This is a genomic window from Bacillus sp. T-10(2022), assembly GCF_056502895.1.
Genome location: NZ_CP113518.1, coordinates 5,467,648 through 5,485,235 on the forward strand (window position 1 = coordinate 5,467,648; position 17,588 = coordinate 5,485,235).

Consider the following 17,588-nt stretch of genomic DNA (forward strand, 5'->3'; position numbering starts at 1 on the left):
ATAGGTTCCCCAAAATCGGTATAGTCATTAGCTAGAAAAATTATAGACGAATCTAGCAGAATTGCAAGATAAATTTCTTAAATGCAGTTCTTATGTTTAAAATTTTCTTTTTTTTCCATAATAGTAATAGATACTAGATTCTTACCTGATAAGAGAGGTGAAAGCAATGGAATTGATTCCAAGCGAACGATTTAAAAGGACAACTAAATATGTACGGGCCTTCATTATCCTTGCCACAATCGGGCTCACAATACTCTTTGTATTGCTTCTCTCTTTACTGATTTATGCAAAAATATTAGGTCCGCCTCCTTTGGTCGTGCCGCAGTCCACTCTCTATTATAGTGATAATGGAAATGTGATCGGTGAAACCGATAATGGCCAGAAACGTTATTGGGCCGGAATGGAGTCGATTTCACCAGAGCTCATCAAAGCGACTGTCGCCGTTGAGGACCGTCAATTTTACACTCATAATGGATTTGATATAAAGCGGATCGGCGGAGCCATCCTTGCTGATATTAAGGCAATGTCCAAAGTCCAGGGTGCAAGCACCATTACCCAGCAGTATGCCAGGAACCTGTTTCTTGGGCATGACAAAACGTGGTCGCGTAAATTTAATGAGGCCTTTTATACGATACGTTTAGAAATGAACTACTCCAAAAAGGAAATTCTAGAAGGCTATTTAAATACGATTTACTATGGCCATGGCGCCTATGGAGCCCAAGCTGCAAGTCAATATTACTTTGGCAAGGATGCCAAGGATTTGACCCTTCCTGAAGCGAGCATGCTGGCTGGAATACCAAAAGGGCCGTCAAACTATTCTCCATTGGATAACTTTGAAAAAGCGAAATCAAGGCAGAAAGTCGTCCTGCAAGCCATGAAAAGCAAAAACTACGTTTCAGGAAAGGATATCGCGGAAGCGCTGCGAACATCCCTTACATTAAAGGGAGAACACGGAACGGTCACAAAGAAGACCGCTCCCTATTTCCAGGATGCCGTCAAGCAGGCTTTAAAAACTCAGCTTCATTTAGATGACCGGACGATCGAGCTTGGCGGGCTTAAGGTCTATACCACACTGGACGAAACCCAGCAGGATGCTGCCGAAGAAGTTCTTTCCAATACCATACCCAAGTCTTCAGGCATTCAAGCCTCGATAGTGGCAATGGATCCGGATACCGGGGAGGTCCGTGCGCTGGTCGGAGGGAAAGATTACTCCGAGTCGCCATTCAATCGGGCCACACAGGCCGTTCGCCAGCCTGGTTCAACCATAAAGCCCTTGCTATACTATTCAGCATTAGAGAATGGTTTCACACCGTCCACCACCTTAAAAAGCGAGACAACTACATTTTCTTTCGATGATGGTCACTCATCTTACACACCGCATAATTACAACCATCAATATGCGGAAGGCGAAATCACGATGGCCCAGGCCATTGCTCTTTCCGATAATATCTTCGCCGTAAAAACGCACTTGTTCCTTGGGGAACAGGCATTGGTCGATACGGCGCACCGTTTCGGCATCACGGCAAAGATGGATGCGGTTCCTTCCCTGGCACTCGGTACGTCAGGTGTAAGGGCGATTGAAATGGTGAACGCATACAGCATTCTGGCTAACGGCGGCAAGAAGGTTGAACCCGTGTTTATCAAAAAGGTTGAAAATCAAAAAGGTGAAGTGATTTTTGATGAAAATGAGAAACCTGAACAGATTTTGGATGAGGATAAGGCATTTGTCATGACCCAGATGCTTACAGGGGTTTTCGATGAAACCTTAAACGGCTATACGAAAGTGACCGGCAGCACCATCAGTTCCCAGCTATCCCGCCCATATGCCGGCAAATCAGGCTCCACCCCGACTGATAGCTGGATGATCGGTTACACACCGGAGCTTGTAGCAGGAGTATGGACTGGATATGATCAAGGCAAAAAGATCGAGATCCCTGCTGAAAAAGGCTATGCAAAGAAAATCTGGGCTTCCTATATGGAAAAGGGCCTGCAAGGGAAACCGGCAAAATCGTTTAAGGAAACCGAAAACGTAATCGGGGTAAACGTGAACCCCGTTAGCGGAAAATTGGCCACAAAGGACTGTCCTGCCTCAAGAATGACTTATTATGTTAAAGGGACCGAACCTGTCGAATACTGTGCCGAGCACTTTAAGGGTGAGAGTCCGAAACATGCCCCAAAAGAAGAAGAACATAAAAAGGCCCCATGGTACAAAAAAGTCTTAAAACCTTGGGGATAACGAAAAACCCCCGAAGCCGGCAGCGGCTTCGGGGGTTTTTCTGTCCTAGTTCCACAGTGACTAAACTGCTGTCTTTAAGTTTACTGATTTTATCGCTTTCCTACAAGTGCATTTTTCACTAAACTTAACATTTCACCCATTAAACGAGATTCAAACCGTCAATGACTCCTTCAGCAGATCTGAAGAACGCTCCCACATTCCTGCATCATGATTTCTCAGGAAGTCTGCAAGCACACGTTTTGATTTATCGTCCATGTCCTCGACGATGATTTTTCGTTTTAGCGATTTATCCATCCGGTTAACATGCTCCGGGAGCGATTTGTAACCGCGTCTAATTGACCTGTCGACCATCATTTCACATGCTGTCACACCTGCATAGTGCGGGCCATTTTGAGTGGCTTCAATGGTCACCCAAACAAGCCAGTAAGGTTTGGCATTCGGGACCTCCTCTTTTGTCTTTAAAAACTTGATCCCTTTTTCCACTGCACTTCTTGCATGCATCGCGCCGATATCGACCTCTGCTTCACCTGCATCCACATCGATGATGACCGGAGAAATATTATCGAGCGTCAAAACCCCTGCTCCATATCCGCCATGACCTTCTGTAGGGTCGTTTTTTATAATATTGAAGCCTACCTTTTTCTTTGGTTGTTCTTCCATGTTCGTATCCCCCTTTATTGTATGTCATTCTTTATATTGGTTAAAAAAACAAAAGTGAAAAAAATTGACTTAAGATGCCTCCAACAAAGTCTCTACCAGTTTCCAAAATCGGGCCAATTGTATACTTGCTCAGCGGTGTGATGATCAGGATCAAAAAAATAAGCGAGCCGTATTGTTCATACTGGGTCATTTTTGCCCGCAAGTCAGCTGAAACAAGATCCTGAATGATTCTATAACCATCGAGCGGCGGCAGCGGTAACAGATTAAATACAAATAAAAGGACATTTAAATTTATGAGTATATTTAAGAAAGGCTCGACGAAAAACGGTAAATCAGGTCCAACGCCTGCGGCAAGCAATCCGTAAAAAATCAAATACCCCAAAATTGCAACAATCAAATTGCTGAACGGACCGGCAAAAGAGACGAGCACTCCTGCCAATTTTGGATTCTTGAAATGAAAACGATTGACCGGTACAGGTCTCGCCCAACCAAATCCAGCTATTAATATCAACAATGTTCCGATCGGATCCAAATGCGAAATCGGATTCAATGTGACTCTTCCTTCATTCTTAGCAGTCGGGTCACCAAACTTATAGGCCACATAAGCATGGGAAAATTCATGAACCGTAAATGCGATCAACAGTGACACAATGACATATGGAAGCTTTTCCAAAGGATAAACCAAAAACCGTTCTATTTGCTCCAAGAATTGCATCGATAGCTTCTCCCCCATTGTTTAATACCGTTAGTATACATCAAAAGTTCAAGAAGTGAAAAAACTCTGACTTCCGTGTCTTGCATTTCTTTTTCCATTGTGAAACACTACAAGATAAGAGAGGAAGGGGGGAAAAAGAGATGCCATATGTAACAGTCAAAATGCTTGAAGGCCGTACAGACGAACAAAAAAAGGCTTTAGTCGAAAAGGTGACTGCAGCAGTTACGGAAACAACTGGAGCACCAGCTGAAGCCGTGACGATTTTCATTGAAGAAATGTCAAAAAATCATTTAGCAGTAGCCGGTGTCCGTAAAAGCGATTTATAAGATTTACATAATGGGGAAAAGCTAAGCCATCAATTCGGCTTAGCTTTTGTTTTTAGCTGCTCAATATATTCATATGCCTCATCAATTTCTTCAAGCGTATATTTTTGTTTGCTTTTCAGCGTGAAAATTTTCTCGGTGACTTCCTCTTTTTCAAGCGTGTCGAAGTATAATACCGTTGAAACCAGCTCCAAAAACCTGGCATTCTGTTCGTTCATATCCTGTAAGCATGCCTCAAGTGCCGGCATCTCCACTTCCTGTATGGATAGGAAATCCCGGCCTGCATCCGTTATCGAATAACAATATTGATAATAGCCTGCTTTTTTTTCCCTTACTTCATTCAAGTAGCCCATTTCGCAGAGCTCTTCAATACGTAAGGTCAACTCCTCCGAATACGGTCCATAAAAGTGAAACTGAAACTTTTCATGAAATGGGAAGGACAGCTTCTTCGCGATATAAACGATCTTCTGTAATTTTTTCCGACCCGAGATTTCACCGGCAGTAGAAATTGCATTGATAATGTTTGCATGATCCTTAAACAAGGCTCGTCACTCCTCACCAAAAATGTACCACTCTAATCCGATAGCTCCAAAAGCTTTCGAATCTGTTTTTTTATATTTTTCTTCGTAGATTCATCACGCAATAAATCCGCTGGATAATACAACTTATGATCCGTTCTTCTTTTCCCTGAAATTGCATCGACAATTTCGGATTCACGCGATAATTCACGAATTTCGCCATTATTTTTCAGCAAGTGAATCGGCAGTCTCTCCTCTTCCTCACCTGGCCGGTAAAAATCATACGGGAGATCTGATGAAGAATCGACGACAAGATAATAATCCGGATCGATGCCTGCCTTCTTGAATAGCGTCCTTAACTCCATCAACCTGTTCATTTGACTGTTCGATGGATGGAATTCCACATATTTAAATAGTTTACGGTTAACGAAGCGAGTGCATAAATCTTTTAAAATCGCATCGTTTTCGTCTTCCCATGCTTCGAAATAATAGAGCATCACCGCTTCATCCATTTTCAAGTAGTCCGTTAAAGTCACGTCTCCCCTGAACAATGAATAAAAATGGTGTGGTTCTTGGGCAAACTCATAACCGGATTCATATAAATGTTTCGCTCTATGTAGAATCTTGGTAAGTATGACCTCCGCACTTCTCGTAACTGGATGGAAATAAACCTGCCAATACATTTGGTAGCGACTCATGATATAATCCTCAACCGCATGCATCCCGCTTTGTTTTATGACGGCATGTTCTTCCCTTGGCCTCATTACACGCAAAAGCCTTTCCATATCGAAATGTCCATAACTCACGCCAGTGAAGTAAGCATCACGCTGTAAATAGTCCATTCTATCAGCATCGATCTGACTTGAAATCAGGCTGACTACTAATTTGCCTTTATAGGTTTTCGCTATGACTTCCGCCACTTTCTTAGGAAAATCACGTCCAACCCTAAGGAGGATCTTATTAACTTCCGTATCGCCGAGGATTATCTGCCTCGTGAATTGCTCATGATCCAGGTCAAACACCTTTTCAAAAGAATGAGAGAAAGGACCATGACCCAAATCATGCAGAAGTGCTGCGCACAAGGATAGTAACCGTTCCTCAGGTTTCCATTCGGGTCTGCCCTCGAAAACATCATCCACGATTCTCCGAACAATCTCGTATACTCCAAGCGAATGGCTAAGCCGACTATGTTCCGCACCATGAAAGGTTAAATAAGTCGTTCCCAGCTGTTTGATCCTTCGAAGACGCTGAAATTCCTTCGTCCCTATTAAATCCCATATAACCCGGTCGCGAACATGTATATATCGGTGCACCGGGTCCTTGAATACTTTTTCTTCTTGTAATTTTTCGCCGGAATATTCCATGAACTACCCTCTTTTTCGTAATCTCGATGCACTCATTATAGCGTGTTTTGACAAAAAACCCTAACTTCCACCTTGCTAGTAAGAGAGGTCATTTTGTAAGAAAACGGAAGTTTCAGTCCGATTTTGTCTTGAAAATAAAGAAATAAAAAATCACCGCAGTGTGTCGAATCTGGGTGATGATTACTTGTTTCATTTATCATAAGCAAACAATCCACTCTAACTATATATCATGGATCCTACTTTAGTTTTTTATTGATTTTATCTAGTAACTCGTCTTCTGTCGGTGCAGCAACTGGACGGTTATTGACAAAGGCAAAAGACTTCTTTCTGCCAGGACCGCAATAGGATTGACAGCCCACTTCAATTTTCGCGTCGGGATCAAGCTTTTCAAGACGCGGGATCAACGTTTTAATGTTTACCGCCAAGCAGTCATCGCACACTCTGAATTCATTGGACATCCTCCGGTCACCATCCTTTCCATGACAAACTATTTTTCATCCATTTATACGACTAAAGGGTATTTTACCGTTTCTACTTATGAATATCAAGAGGGCTGGATGATGTGAAAAGGATGTAAATAATCAAAAAACTAGTATCCTTTTAACCTTTTTGTATAAAAAATCCATATTTTGTCCAAAATGCTAGTAGAACACTCCATAAACCACTGCCACACGATATTTTATATAGTTATTTATTTTAAAAATTACCAGAAAGGGAGTATGTAGAAATGAAGGTTCGTCAAGACGCCTGGACAGAAGAAGATGATTTGCTTTTGGCAGAAACGGTATTGCGCCATGTGCGGGAAGGCAGCACTCAGCTCAATGCTTTTGAAGAGGTAGGAGATAAGTTGAATCGCACCTCTGCAGCATGCGGATTCCGCTGGAATGCAGTTGTCCGCCATAATTATGATAAAGCGCTTTCCCTTGCCAAGAAACAGCGTAAGCAGCGGCAAAGGATCCTTGGAAAAGATCAAGGAGGGAAAAAACGGCTTCTTTATACACCGCCGTCCCCAACGATTTCCGACATAATGGTTCCCCATGTACAAGAAGAGGAACTAGAGTTGAATTCCGAAGTCGATACTACCAATTATGAAGCAGCAGAGGAATTCGTTGTGGCAGAAGCCCTCGCTCCTAAGACACAGCACACACCAGTAACTTTGGAAACGGCCATGAGCCTTGATACCGTCATCGCCTATTTAGAATCCATGAACGGCCGCATGCTTCAAGCCGAAGTATTAAAAACCGAAAATGAAAGATTGAAGCTTGAAATTAAAGGGCTGAAAAAGCGAAACGAAGAATTGGAGAATAAAATCAGCCACCTAGAACAAAACAGCGGCTTGATGCAGGAAGATTATGAAACTTTGATGAATATCATGAATCGAGCAAGAAAGCTGGTTTTGTTAGAGGAAGAGGAACGTCCGGCAACTAAGTTCAAGATGGACCGGAATGGCAATTTGGAAAAAATGGCCGAGTAATAAGATAATGTGGGGTTCTGTTATACAGATCAACCACATGCCAGAGGCCGTTTCCCCCATGTTTATCCGAAAAAGAGAGCCAACAAGGCTCTTTTTTCATTGTTTCAAGAAAGATGGAATACTATCTCCGCCTATCATACAGTCCTTTTACAGTTTCAGTGAATGCTAAAGTCGTATTAAATGACAGAAGCCGTTCCTGACTTAATGGAACGGCTTCTGTCATATCAATCCTTTAATGCATCGAATACTTTATCATTGCGTTCCACCACTCTCGTCAAGTACGCCTCATACAGCGGCCATTCCTGAACGGAAAGTGTGTCAGAGAATATCCTTTCGCTATGTTCCTTCAACACTTGAAGGAATCTGAGCATCACGTCTTGAACACTCAATTGTACACCCAACAATTCGGTTAGGGACGCCATTACCGAAGGGACGATATCAGGATAAGCGAATTTGGTTTCTGCATTTCCTTTAGCTGCATCATAAAAACCCTTCACGAGACTGGCACGTTCAGCCCCGCTTCCATTGACACACAAATAGATTTGCACCGCTACGCCATTGCGGATCCTGCGTTGGGATATACCGGCAAACTTTTGACCATTTATACTTAAATCATAACTGCCAGGACAATAGGAACCGACGATTTCCCGCGCCTCCATCTTGACTGGGAAATCGGAAAACATCAATTGGACAAGCTTCCACATCGCATCATATCCACGATTGATCTCAATTTTCTGCTCGTTTTCAGGAAAAATGAGCGAAAAATTAAGGACCCCCTCATCCAGGACGACTGCCAGCCCTCCGGAATTCCTCACGATGGCCTGAAAACCATGTTCTTCCAAATGATCCAAACCCTTTTTAAGAAAAGGTAACTTCGTATCCTGTATACCCATGACGATGGTTCGGTGGTGTACCCACGCCCTGGCTACAGCCGCTGATTTACCTGACCCTACGGAAGCGCAAAATGTATCATCCATCGCAAAGGACTCCAGAGCTGGAAACTGAGGTCCAACGGAAGATTGATCAATAATCCTCCACTCTTGCTGCATTAATAATGAATCTGTTTCACCCATACGAATCTCCCTCTACATTTAATCCTCAAGCTGTCTATTGATACTGCGCCACAAATCCCTGTGCCGCTGTAATGACAGCCAGTTTATATACATCCTCTTCACTGCATCCCCTCGAAAGGTCATTCACCGGACGATTCAGCCCCTGAAGGATCGGACCGACCGCTTCGAAGCCACCCAAGCGCTGTACCATCTTATAGCTGATGTTCCCTGCTTCGAGACTTGGGAAAATAAAAACATTCGCATCCCCCTGAATAAGGGAATCCGGTGCTTTTTTCCTTGCTACCGAAGGAACGAAGGCCGCGTCAAACTGAAATTCCCCATCAAGAATGACTTCAGGGTCCATTTCTTTTGCCAAATCGACGGCATCAACCACTTTTAAGGTCTCGGGGGATGTTGCCGATCCCTTTGTCGAAAAGCTCAGCATCGCCACACGCGGTTCGATATCGAACATTATTGCAGTCTTCGCACTTTCTATAGCAATTTCAGCCAGGTCCTGGGAACTGGGGTTTATATTGATCGCACAATCCGCGAATACATATTTTTCTTCATCTCGGACCATGATGAATACTCCCGAGGTTTTTTGGACGCCCGGCTTTGTTTTAATGATCTTTAAGGCTGGGCGAACCGTATCCGCAGTCGAATGCGTTGCGCCACTAACCATTCCATGGGCCAGTTTCATATGGACGAGCATGGTTCCAAAATAGTTCTCATCCTTTAAGATTTCACGCGCTTGTACATCGGTCGCTTTACCATCACGGACCTTCACGAACGCTTCAACCATTTCATCCATCATGATATAATTCTTCGGATCATATATTTCGATTGCATCAAGGGAGATCTTTAGATCTTTTGCCTTCTCTTGAATCAACCCGATATCCCCGATCAATACCGGTGTCACCAGTTTTGCTTTGGCAAGCCTGCCTGCCGCTCCCAAAATCCGTTCATCCAACCCTTCTGGAAAAACGATCTTTAAATTATGCCCCGTAATTTTCGATTCCAATATTTCAAATAAATCACTCATTGGCTCTTCCTCCTTTTTAGATACGTTTCCCCATTTTTTTCTATATTTAACCATCCGTTAAAATCCATTGTCGTCTTCTTTTAAGAATACTCCAGCAGCCAGGTAAATTCCAGCCATCCGCAAATTTGAAAATTGCAGAAACACCGAAAAACAGTGATGGTGTTTGCGGGTTGATATAAATTTCCTTATACTGAAACTATGTTATATTAAAGTTATAATAAGACTTAGGAGTGATCGTAATGAGTGAAGCAGCACAAACACTGGACGGCTGGTATTGTTTACATGATTTCCGTCTAATCGACTGGTCTTCTTGGAAAACGTTATCAAGTGACGAGCGCCAATTGGCCATCTCTGAATTCCAAGGATTACTGGATAAATGGAATATGACACAAAGCGACAATGAAGGCAGCCATGCCCTTTATTCCATCGTTGGTCAGAAAGCGGACTTCATGCTTATGTTTGCCCGCCCAACAATGGAAGAATTGAATGCAATTGAAAACGAATTCAACAAAACGAAGCTTGCCGAATATACAATTCCCGCTTATTCATACGTTTCCGTCGTGGAATTAAGCAATTACTTAGCTGGTGGAGATGGTGAGGACCCATACCAGAACCCTCATGTCCGTTCCAGACTTTATCCGATACTTCCAAAGGCGAAACATGTATGCTTCTATCCAATGGACAAGCGTCGTGATGGCGATGATAACTGGTATATGCTTTCCATGGAAGAGCGCAAAGGCTTAATGCGTTCCCACGGCTTGATTGGCCGCAGTTATGCCGGTAAAGTAAAACAAATCATTTCGGGTTCTGTCGGTTTTGACGATTATGAATGGGGCGTGACACTATTCGCAGATGATGTCCTTCAATTCAAAAAATTAATCTATGAAATGCGTTTTGATGAAGTAAGTGCACGTTACGCTGCATTTGGTTCTTTCTTTGTAGGCAATATCCTGCCGGAAGAAAACGTACCTTCATTCCTATACGTATAAGACGATGAGCTTCCGGTTTCCGGAAGCTTTTTTTGCGTCCCCTCCTTATTTTTCCCCGGCTTTGGAATAAATCCATTCCACATCCCATACATTTTCAATAGTGATGAATTCATTTTTTCACAGTCCCATTCAGCTTCAGGAAAATTGATCAAGGCAATTCCTGACTCCAGCGAGGTGAAGGAACGTTACTTTTATTCATTTGCCGGCAAGAGGATATCGCTTATATCATGAACGGCTGCCGTTATGTATCGCTTAACATGCATTGTGGTTTTTTAAGCCACCCGGAGATTGTCCAGAAAACATATACAATACTACCGGTCGCTATAAATCGCACTGTTTCTTCCAGTCCACTCTCTCGGATTGTCCAAATTCCACAGCATCAACTAAACCTTGAATTTAGGAGGGAATGCAATGTCACAAAATAATCCTTATGGTAATTATCCGTACGGAGGAAGCCCTTATTACCCCTATGAAAATAATGAGCCTGAACTAAGGCAGCAAAATCCTAACCAGCAACAAGGTTACCCGCAGCAAGGATACCAACAGCCATCATACCAGCAACAACAGCCCACTATGGCAGGTACGCCACAACAAATGCCGATAACGATGGGTCAACCCCCTTCCGGTCCACAGATACCTGGCATGCTTCCGGTCGAACAGTCGTACATCGAGAACATCTTGCGTTTGAATAAAGGGAAATTGGCCACTGTTTATACAACGTTTGAAAACAACAAGGAATGGAATGCCAAGATCTTCAAAGGAATCATCGAGGCTGCAGGACGCGATCACTTAATCATAAGCGATCCTCAAACGGGAAAACGATACTTAATCCCGATGGTATACTTAGATTATATAACGTTTGATGAAGAAATCGAATATGAATATCCATTCGGGGGCACTGGGCTTACCACCTATTCGCCAAGGTAAAAAAATCCTAAATAGAAGAGCCTCAGAATCTATTTGATTTTGAGGCTCTTCTTATATTAGAATGACTTTTTTCTTTACAAGTATTTATATGCAGCAACGATCATTAAGACCCAAGCAACCAAGAAAGAAACTCCGCCAAGCGGTGTGATGGCCCCCAGGACTTTGATTTGCGTAACGCTTAGAACAAATAGACTTCCGGAAAACAGGATAATTCCTATTAACATAAGCCAGCCGGACCAGTTGATCAGCGGACTTGAAATTTTCCCGGCCAATAAACCGAGTACCAATAAACCCACCGCATGGAACATTTGATATTGAACAGCGGTTTGCCAGGTTTCTAAATATTTATCGGGAATTTTCCCTTCCAGTCCGTGTGCACCGAATGCACCTAGTGCCACAGCAATAAACCCATTCAATGCACCTAAAATGATGAACAGTTTCAATTATTTCGCTCCCCTTCCCTAATTTAAAAATCGAACAAGGACTCCCCATTGGCCTCATCCATTTTAACCGGTTCTACATTCGGTGTAGCCGACATAACGGGCTGGGTCAATGTGATTGGCTTCGGTATGCTGATGTTCACCGCTTTTTCATCAACCATTACTTCACAAAGGGACTTAATCGCAATTACATACCCCTGCACCTTATCCTCTGAATTTGTCTGTTTCGCTTTTAAAACAAGCTCTTCGATTTTATCTAACATTTGTCTTGATGAAATATCCAACTTTACCACCTCGTCTATATACAGGTCAAAACTATCATATCTAGCATAGCAAAAATCAGAGAAGAAAACACCTTGCATATTTCCTACCTTTTCATTGGCTTGGCTTGAAATTTCAAGCATGGCTGTCCTGAAGAATGAAAGACATCAAGAGAAGGCTGGTTTGATGTTTTGAATTGAAAAGCACGGCAGCCCTTTGGAAAACTTGGATCCCAAGTTATATAGAAATGACTGCACGCCATACAATTCACCCGTTTCGTTTTCCTGCCCATATCATCGGTTCGAAATTTTCCAATCAATTGGGGATTCCCCCATTTCCATCAGCAATTGATTTGTTTTGGAAAAAGGTTTTGTGCCAAAGAAACCACGGGAAGCCGACAGCGGACTTGGATGTACGGACTTAATGATTTTATGGCGGGTTTCATCAATCAAAGGGATTTTGGTTTGAGCAGGTTTTCCCCAAAGAATGAATACAACCGGTTTCGGACGGTCATTCAATAGGCGAATAACTTGATTCGTAAAGATTTCCCACCCTTTTCCGCGGTGTGAGTGCGCCTCTCCCTCACGCACAGTCAAGACGGTATTCAATAGAAGCACTCCCCGTTTTGCCCATTCAACAAGGTAACCATTATCCGGAACCTCATAGCCTAGATCGGTGTTTAACTCTTTAAAGATATTTTTTAAAGAGGGTGGGATGCGAACTTCCGGCTTAACTGAAAAACTAAGGCCATGCGCTTGACCAGGCCCATGGTAAGGGTCCTGTCCAAGGATGACAACCTTTACGTCCTCATAAGGAGTATAGTGAAGCGCATTGAAAATATCGTCCTGATCAGGATGAATGACTTGCTGGCTGTACTCTTGCTTTATAAATTCCCTTAGCTCCTGGTAATATTCTTTTTTGAATTCCTCTTTCAATAGAGGCCACCAATCATTTGTCAATAACTGCTTTTCCATCTGCCACAGCCCCTTTCCACTTTTTGAAACTATATTATATCAAACTTAATCGCCTTGCCTTTTCCATAGATTACGATTTATGTTTCTATATACCCCAAAAGTGGGAAAATAGAAAGTTAGTAAGCAATTTAACCATGTTGGAGGATTCCCTATGAAAAAATGGTACAAAAGAAAACGATTTTATCTGCTTGTCAGCATTTTGATCGTCATTGCAATCGTAATCGTCTATAACAGCTACAAGCCTCTCCCCGATGGTATTTCTTATGAAGGAAAAGTTCATCATGTCGAGGATATCGATTTCATCTATGACCTCTCCTACCACGATGAACAAGGGAATCTGCAACATGAGCAGCGAATTTTCCAAACCATTAATCAAGCAATAGAAGAGGCTGATTCTTATATCGTAATCGATATGTTTTTGTTTAATGCTTTTTATGATGAAAAGGTAAACTTCCCGAAGTTAACCGAGACTCTGAAGGATAATCTGGTGAAACAGAAGAAAAGGAAACCTGATCTCAAGGTTATATTCATTACAGATGAAGTGAATACTTCCTATAATGCCTACCAATTAGAGGCATTGGAAACGATGAAGAAAAATGGAATTGATGTCATCGTTACCAACCTAGACCGCCTCCGGGATCCGAATCCTCTCTATTCAGGGGTGTATCGGACCTTTTTCCAATGGTTCGGTGAAAGCGGAAAAGGCTGGATTGTCAATCCAATGGCCAAAAGCGCGCCAAAGGTCACCTTGCGTTCTTATCTTAGACTGATGAATATCAAAGCCAATCACAGAAAAGTGGTCGCTACTGAAAAAACGGCCATCATCTCATCTGCCAATCCTCATGACGCAAGTGGATTCCATTCCAATATCGCGTTCCAGATGGATGGGAATATCATCGGTGATTTTCTTAAAGCCGAAGAAGCCGCTTCGAAATTCTCGGGAGGACCAAAGTCATTTCCTGAGTTCAAGGGGACATCGGCAGATAAAGGACCGATATCGGTACAACTGCTAACGGAAGGAAAAATCAATAAACATGTCCTTAAGGCAATTAAGGATGCAAAAAAGGGGGACAAGATCCATCTTGCCATGTTCTACATTGCCGATCGCGAGGTTGTCGAGGCATTAACGGATGCAGCTGAACGGGGTGTGAAGATTCAAATGATATTGGATCCGAATCAAAACGCTTTCGGAAGTGAGAAAATCGGGCTTCCCAATCTTCCGGTTGCCGCCGAATTCGAAAAACTGGGGGATGAAAACATCTCGATCCGCTGGTACAAAACAGATAAAGAACAGTTCCATACAAAGTTGATGATGATCCAAAAGGCTAATGAAACGGTTATCCTTGGAGGATCGGCTAATTATACCTCCCGCAATCTGGATGACTATAATCTTGAAGCGAATGTTGAAATCCATGCTCCAAATGATGCTGACGTTTCCAAGGATGTCGATAGCTATTTTCAAAGACTTTGGACAAATCAAAACGGAACTTACACGGTGGATTACAGTGAATACCAAAAGAAACTGCCTGTCTTCAAATACTTGACCTACCGCATTCAAAAGGTATTCCGCTTCACCACTTACTAAATATTCTTCGATAAAAATGTTTATCCGTGCCCAAACGAGGTTATATACTACTATAGCCAATCAACAACTGTAATAAGCAAGATTCCATTTACCTATTTTCAAGAGAATCTCACTAAAATTCAAGGAGGAGTTTATATGTATCAAGTACATGTAGTAGAAAACGGTTTACAAGCAAAGGAAAAAATCGATGAATTAATTACATCAGGTTATACGAAAGACGATGTATATTTGTTTGCCCATGACAAAACCCGTTCAAAACACCTTACCGAGAATACAAATACAGAAGGTGTAGGCATGAAGGAACAAGGTTTCCTTGATACCGTCGGAAATCTCTTTAAATCACGCGGAGATGAACTTCGTAATCGAATGAGCAACCTTGGCCTTAGTGATATGGAGGCAGAACGTTACGAGGAAGTTCTTGACGAAGGAAAAGTAGTCATCGTCGCTTCGAAACAAGATAATAAAGACGGGGTTACACACTAAACCCGATAACCATTACCCTATATGGATTCATAAAAAAGCGAGGCCCCAAAACCTGTGGCCTCGCTTTTTATATTCATTATCCAAGGATTCTTTGGTACGCGGCCTTTGCATGGACCATGTCCTTCGTACCGTGAATCAACGCCCGTCCATCCTTGAAAATGACGATACGCTCCCCAGCTTTTTCACAAGAGAGAAGAAATGGATTGAATTTCACCAAATAGCCGCTGCCGTCCAGATCTTTGGCTAATTTCTCGAGCTGCAATTCCAAAGGTTTTGGCGGTCTTACCTGTACAGTGTCCCTCCCGCAAAGAACAGCCGTTTTCGTTGCATTTTCCATTGTTAAAAAGGGGTATGTCCTCTGCTCTCCGCATGAGAGACAATCTTTCTTTTTCGCTTTTGTCAATTTAACGGTTTGGTATTGATTTCTCCACAGATCAAAAGTAACAAGTGCAGGTCGTACCGATTCCCAATCTTCAACAAGGATTTTCAAAGCTTCGGCAGTTTGGTGTGCCACTACCATCGTTACAGCTGGTGATATGATTCCTCCTGTGTCACAGGTCATCCCTTGAATGGGGATAGCTTTAAGCAAACAGTGCAAACATGGAGTCTGTCCGGGAAGGATAGTCAAAGCCATGCCCACACTCCCCACACATGCCCCATAAATCCACGGTATATGAAGCTTTTGTGATAAATCATTAATAATCATCCGTGTCTCAAAATTATCGGTTGCATCCAATATCAAATCAACATCACCAAGCAGCTGCTCAAGGTTTTGGGCAGTTGCGTCCATGATGATGGCATTCACTTCAACTTCATGATTGATATCAAATAAATGACGCTTTGCCGCTTCTGCTTTTGGCAGTTTCTCCTCGACATCCCGTTCCGTATACATTTGTTGGCGCTGTAAATTACTGGTCTCGACATAATCCCTGTCGACAATGGTAAGCTTCCCTACTCCTGCACGAGTAAGGGCCTCGGCATTAGCAGATCCCAAAGCCCCTGCACCAAGAAGCAAGACATGCTTCTTCATAATTTTCAATTGGCCCCCTTCACCGATGGGGGCGAATAAAGTCTGCCTTGAAAATCGCTCTTTCACCGTGAACCCTCCCTTCCGAATGCTTTAGCCTCCACTTACTGGCGGAATGAAAGCAACTGTATCTCCATCAGATAGAATTGTGTCATCATCGGCAAATTCTTCATTGACCGCTGTCATCACAGTTTCAAGACCTTCCAATTGAAAATCCACCTTCATTTTTCCTTTTAGCTGGGCCACACTCATTCCATTTCCTTCTATAGTAACAGTCTCTTTGCCTAGCTCATCTTTCAAATGGGCAAATAAAAGTACATTAACCATCAATATCCCCCTCTTCCGGTTTCCCCGTTGGATATGGAACGGTTTCCAACTGGTTTCCGACCCATGTCTCCCCATCTTCCCAGTGTTCTTTTTTCCAAATCGGGACGATTTCTTTAATTCTTTCAATCGCATACCTGTTTGCCTCATATGCATCATTTCGGTGTGGCGTACTAACGGCAATAACCACTGCGATATCCGTGATTTCAAGTTTACCTACACGATGGGTGATCGCCGTTTCTGCATCAGGCCAACGCTCCTTGATCTCAGATCCGATTTGCTCCAATTTCTTGATGGCCATCGGTTCATACGCTTCATATATTAAGAAGAGAGTCTTTTTTCCTTTCGTCATTTCCCTCACCGTACCAATAAAGGTCGTGACGGCACCTGCATTTCGACTGACTACTTTATCAATCACTTCCTGGATGACAATCGGCTCTTTTGAAATATTATAATTCATGTCTACCATCCTTTATATATAATTCAGTTTGATCAATATAACCTGCCTCTTGATAATCTTCCATCGTATTCATATTGAAAAAAAGGTATTGAAAATGTTCAGGATTCTCGCGATATAACTTAAAGTCGGTTTCTTTCATGATTTTCACCGAAATCTTTTCCAAAAATAGACTCATTTTCAATTCATGTTTTAATAAACAGTCCGTCAGTACAGGAAGACACCTTTTATGGTAAACAGCAAAAAGCGGCTGGATCCTGCCATTTATTTCTGGAATGACTGCATCGAATTCAGGTTCATAATGGGAAATGATATCCTTTATGGCATCAGCATTCACAAACGGCATATCACAGGCTGCAAGGAACTGAAGCTCCGTTTTCGATGAGGTCAACCCTGCATGCAATCCGCCAAGAGGTCCATGATCTTTATGTAAATCCGGAATTAGCGGCAGCTGCAGAAAACGATATTCTTCAAATGTATTCGTAATGACCATAATGTTTTCTGACACCTTTTTCAATTCGGATGCCACTCTTGAAATGTTCACAACGCCACTTATGGTCAACAGGGCCTTATTCACGCCCATACGGCTTGATTTCCCACCAGCTAAAAGCAACATTGTCCATTCCATAGAAATTACCCTCCCTTTTTTGGGTTTAATCCAGCATCGAACGGTAAAGCTATACTAAATGTATCCACTATATTTAAATATTTTAAATCAACTTTGAAAATAATGACAC

21 protein-coding genes are annotated in these 17,588 nt (G+C 42.6%); 7 read left to right on the plus strand and 14 right to left on the minus strand.

Annotated features, from left to right (window positions below):
• Nucleotides 1-166 precede the first annotated feature (166 nt).
• Nucleotides 167-2,236: a transglycosylase domain-containing protein gene (locus OSJ91_RS27040; protein ID WP_350300705.1), complete on the plus strand. Its 2,070-nt coding sequence runs from the start codon at nt 167-169 to the stop codon at nt 2,234-2,236.
• Between the two features lie 150 nt (nt 2,237-2,386).
• Here OSJ91_RS27040 and OSJ91_RS27045 read toward each other — a convergent pair whose 3' ends face one another.
• Both OSJ91_RS27045 and OSJ91_RS27050 read right to left on the minus strand, forming a co-directional pair.
• Nucleotides 2,387-2,896, minus strand: coding sequence for a YwhD family protein (locus OSJ91_RS27045; RefSeq protein WP_350300706.1), 510 nt, complete (start codon nt 2,894-2,896; stop codon nt 2,387-2,389).
• A gap of 40 nt (nt 2,897-2,936) precedes the next feature.
• Entirely contained in the window at nt 2,937-3,611 is a 675-nt protein-coding gene (locus tag OSJ91_RS27050; RefSeq protein ID WP_485890764.1) for a site-2 protease family protein, read from the minus strand.
• Nucleotides 3,612-3,751: 140 nt separating this feature from the next.
• Here OSJ91_RS27050 and OSJ91_RS27055 point away from each other — a divergent pair, with 140 nt between their 5' ends.
• Nucleotides 3,752-3,937 carry a 2-hydroxymuconate tautomerase gene (locus OSJ91_RS27055; RefSeq protein WP_034315897.1) on the plus strand — a complete coding sequence of 62 codons (186 nt, stop codon included), beginning with the start codon at nt 3,752-3,754 and terminating at the stop codon, nt 3,935-3,937.
• Nucleotides 3,938-3,966: 29 nt separating this feature from the next.
• Here the strand turns inward: OSJ91_RS27055 and OSJ91_RS27060 are convergent, their stop codons facing one another.
• The 3 genes from OSJ91_RS27060 to OSJ91_RS27070 all read right to left on the minus strand — a co-directional run bounded on the left by OSJ91_RS27060 (nt 3,967) and on the right by OSJ91_RS27070 (nt 6,274).
• A complete protein-coding gene (locus OSJ91_RS27060; protein WP_098185024.1) occupies nt 3,967-4,476 on the minus strand; it encodes a YwgA family protein in 510 nt (169 codons plus the stop codon).
• A gap of 32 nt (nt 4,477-4,508) precedes the next feature.
• Entirely contained in the window at nt 4,509-5,816 is a 1,308-nt protein-coding gene (locus OSJ91_RS27065; protein ID WP_350300709.1) for an HD domain-containing protein, read from the minus strand.
• A gap of 236 nt (nt 5,817-6,052) precedes the next feature.
• Nucleotides 6,053-6,274, minus strand: a complete 222-nt coding sequence (locus OSJ91_RS27070) for a YuzB family protein (protein ID WP_048683566.1) — start codon at nt 6,272-6,274, stop codon at nt 6,053-6,055.
• Between the two features lie 269 nt (nt 6,275-6,543).
• Here OSJ91_RS27070 and OSJ91_RS27075 point away from each other — a divergent pair, with 269 nt between their 5' ends.
• Nucleotides 6,544-7,290: an RsfA family transcriptional regulator gene (locus OSJ91_RS27075; RefSeq protein ID WP_350300710.1), complete on the plus strand. Its 747-nt coding sequence runs from the start codon at nt 6,544-6,546 to the stop codon at nt 7,288-7,290.
• Between the two features lie 224 nt (nt 7,291-7,514).
• On the opposite strand, the gene lipL is transcribed toward OSJ91_RS27075, so the two are convergent.
• Both lipL and pta read right to left on the minus strand, forming a co-directional pair.
• Entirely contained in the window at nt 7,515-8,363 is an 849-nt protein-coding gene (gene lipL, locus OSJ91_RS27080; protein WP_350300711.1) for an octanoyl-[GcvH]:protein N-octanoyltransferase, read from the minus strand.
• A gap of 34 nt (nt 8,364-8,397) precedes the next feature.
• Nucleotides 8,398-9,384, minus strand: coding sequence for a phosphate acetyltransferase (gene pta / locus OSJ91_RS27085; protein WP_413020037.1), 987 nt, complete (start codon nt 9,382-9,384; stop codon nt 8,398-8,400).
• A 239-nt stretch (nt 9,385-9,623) separates the two neighbouring features.
• On the opposite strand from pta, the gene hemQ reads away from it, so the two are divergent.
• Together hemQ and gerQ are read left to right on the plus strand one after the other, a co-directional pair.
• The gene (gene hemQ / locus OSJ91_RS27090; protein ID WP_214744282.1) at nt 9,624-10,373 is read left to right on the plus strand and encodes a hydrogen peroxide-dependent heme synthase; all 750 of its coding nucleotides are present in this window, start codon (nt 9,624-9,626) and stop codon (nt 10,371-10,373) included.
• Between the two features lie 411 nt (nt 10,374-10,784).
• A complete protein-coding gene (gene gerQ, locus OSJ91_RS27095) occupies nt 10,785-11,300 on the plus strand; it encodes a spore coat protein GerQ (RefSeq protein WP_350300714.1) in 516 nt (171 codons plus the stop codon).
• 74 nt (nt 11,301-11,374) lie between these two features.
• Here the strand turns inward: gerQ and OSJ91_RS27100 are convergent, their stop codons facing one another.
• The 3 genes from OSJ91_RS27100 to OSJ91_RS27110 form a co-directional block, all read right to left on the minus strand.
• Complete coding sequence (locus OSJ91_RS27100; RefSeq protein WP_137017372.1) at nt 11,375-11,743, minus strand: DUF423 domain-containing protein; 369 nt, start codon at nt 11,741-11,743, stop codon at nt 11,375-11,377.
• 23 nt (nt 11,744-11,766) lie between these two features.
• Complete coding sequence (locus OSJ91_RS27105) at nt 11,767-12,024, minus strand: YwdI family protein (protein ID WP_137023602.1); 258 nt, start codon at nt 12,022-12,024, stop codon at nt 11,767-11,769.
• A 270-nt stretch (nt 12,025-12,294) separates the two neighbouring features.
• Complete coding sequence (locus tag OSJ91_RS27110; RefSeq protein ID WP_485890765.1) at nt 12,295-12,975, minus strand: uracil-DNA glycosylase; 681 nt, start codon at nt 12,973-12,975, stop codon at nt 12,295-12,297.
• 151 nt (nt 12,976-13,126) lie between these two features.
• Here OSJ91_RS27110 and OSJ91_RS27115 point away from each other — a divergent pair, with 151 nt between their 5' ends.
• On the plus strand, nt 13,127-14,560 hold the full coding sequence (locus OSJ91_RS27115) for a phospholipase D family protein (protein WP_350300716.1): 1,434 nt from the start codon (nt 13,127-13,129) through the stop codon (nt 14,558-14,560).
• A 135-nt stretch (nt 14,561-14,695) separates the two neighbouring features.
• The gene (locus OSJ91_RS27120) at nt 14,696-15,043 is read left to right on the plus strand and encodes a YflT domain-containing protein (protein ID WP_350300717.1); all 348 of its coding nucleotides are present in this window, start codon (nt 14,696-14,698) and stop codon (nt 15,041-15,043) included.
• A gap of 76 nt (nt 15,044-15,119) precedes the next feature.
• On the opposite strand, the gene OSJ91_RS27125 is transcribed toward OSJ91_RS27120, so the two are convergent.
• The 4 genes from OSJ91_RS27125 to mobA are packed head-to-tail and all read right to left on the minus strand — an operon-like array spanning nt 15,120 to nt 17,479.
• Nucleotides 15,120-16,139 (minus strand): MoeB/ThiF family adenylyltransferase, encoded by a 1,020-nt coding sequence (locus OSJ91_RS27125; RefSeq protein WP_413020040.1) that lies wholly within the window; start codon nt 16,137-16,139, stop codon nt 15,120-15,122.
• Nucleotides 16,140-16,163: 24 nt separating this feature from the next.
• The gene (moaD, locus tag OSJ91_RS27130) at nt 16,164-16,397 is read right to left on the minus strand and encodes a molybdopterin converting factor subunit 1 (RefSeq protein ID WP_350300719.1); all 234 of its coding nucleotides are present in this window, start codon (nt 16,395-16,397) and stop codon (nt 16,164-16,166) included.
• Nucleotides 16,390-16,854, minus strand: coding sequence for a molybdenum cofactor biosynthesis protein MoaE (locus OSJ91_RS27135; protein WP_413020041.1), 465 nt, complete (start codon nt 16,852-16,854; stop codon nt 16,390-16,392). The genes moaD and OSJ91_RS27135 overlap by 8 nt, the downstream gene beginning before the upstream one ends.
• Nucleotides 16,844-17,479: a molybdenum cofactor guanylyltransferase gene (mobA, locus tag OSJ91_RS27140; RefSeq protein WP_350300721.1), complete on the minus strand. Its 636-nt coding sequence runs from the start codon at nt 17,477-17,479 to the stop codon at nt 16,844-16,846. The genes OSJ91_RS27135 and mobA overlap by 11 nt, the downstream gene beginning before the upstream one ends.
• Between the last annotated feature and the right edge of the window lie 109 nt (nt 17,480-17,588).

What these genes read in the sequence shown, in the direction of transcription:
- OSJ91_RS27040 (WP_350300705.1), top strand. Translation starts at nt 167, where the DNA reads ATGGAATTGATTCCAAGCGAACGATTTAAAAGGACAACTAAATATGTA.
- OSJ91_RS27045 (WP_350300706.1), bottom strand. Translation starts at nt 2,896, where the DNA reads ATGGAAGAACAACCAAAGAAAAAGGTAGGCTTCAATATTATAAAAAAC.
- OSJ91_RS27050 (WP_485890764.1), bottom strand. Translation starts at nt 3,611, where the DNA reads ATGCAATTCTTGGAGCAAATAGAACGGTTTTTGGTTTATCCTTTGGAA.
- OSJ91_RS27055 (WP_034315897.1), top strand. Translation starts at nt 3,752, where the DNA reads ATGCCATATGTAACAGTCAAAATGCTTGAAGGCCGTACAGACGAACAA.
- OSJ91_RS27065 (WP_350300709.1), bottom strand. Translation starts at nt 5,816, where the DNA reads ATGGAATATTCCGGCGAAAAATTACAAGAAGAAAAAGTATTCAAGGAC.
- OSJ91_RS27070 (WP_048683566.1), bottom strand. Translation starts at nt 6,274, where the DNA reads ATGTCCAATGAATTCAGAGTGTGCGATGACTGCTTGGCGGTAAACATT.
- OSJ91_RS27075 (WP_350300710.1), top strand. Translation starts at nt 6,544, where the DNA reads ATGAAGGTTCGTCAAGACGCCTGGACAGAAGAAGATGATTTGCTTTTG.
- lipL (WP_350300711.1), bottom strand. Translation starts at nt 8,363, where the DNA reads ATGGGTGAAACAGATTCATTATTAATGCAGCAAGAGTGGAGGATTATT.
- pta (WP_413020037.1), bottom strand. Translation starts at nt 9,384, where the DNA reads ATGAGTGATTTATTTGAAATATTGGAATCGAAAATTACGGGGCATAAT.
- hemQ (WP_214744282.1), top strand. Translation starts at nt 9,624, where the DNA reads ATGAGTGAAGCAGCACAAACACTGGACGGCTGGTATTGTTTACATGAT.
- gerQ (WP_350300714.1), top strand. Translation starts at nt 10,785, where the DNA reads ATGTCACAAAATAATCCTTATGGTAATTATCCGTACGGAGGAAGCCCT.
- OSJ91_RS27110 (WP_485890765.1), bottom strand. Translation starts at nt 12,975, where the DNA reads ATGGAAAAGCAGTTATTGACAAATGATTGGTGGCCTCTATTGAAAGAG.
- OSJ91_RS27115 (WP_350300716.1), top strand. Translation starts at nt 13,127, where the DNA reads ATGAAAAAATGGTACAAAAGAAAACGATTTTATCTGCTTGTCAGCATT.
- OSJ91_RS27120 (WP_350300717.1), top strand. Translation starts at nt 14,696, where the DNA reads ATGTATCAAGTACATGTAGTAGAAAACGGTTTACAAGCAAAGGAAAAA.
- moaD (WP_350300719.1), bottom strand. Translation starts at nt 16,397, where the DNA reads ATGGTTAATGTACTTTTATTTGCCCATTTGAAAGATGAGCTAGGCAAA.
- OSJ91_RS27135 (WP_413020041.1), bottom strand. Translation starts at nt 16,854, where the DNA reads ATGAATTATAATATTTCAAAAGAGCCGATTGTCATCCAGGAAGTGATT.
- mobA (WP_350300721.1), bottom strand. Translation starts at nt 17,479, where the DNA reads ATGGAATGGACAATGTTGCTTTTAGCTGGTGGGAAATCAAGCCGTATG.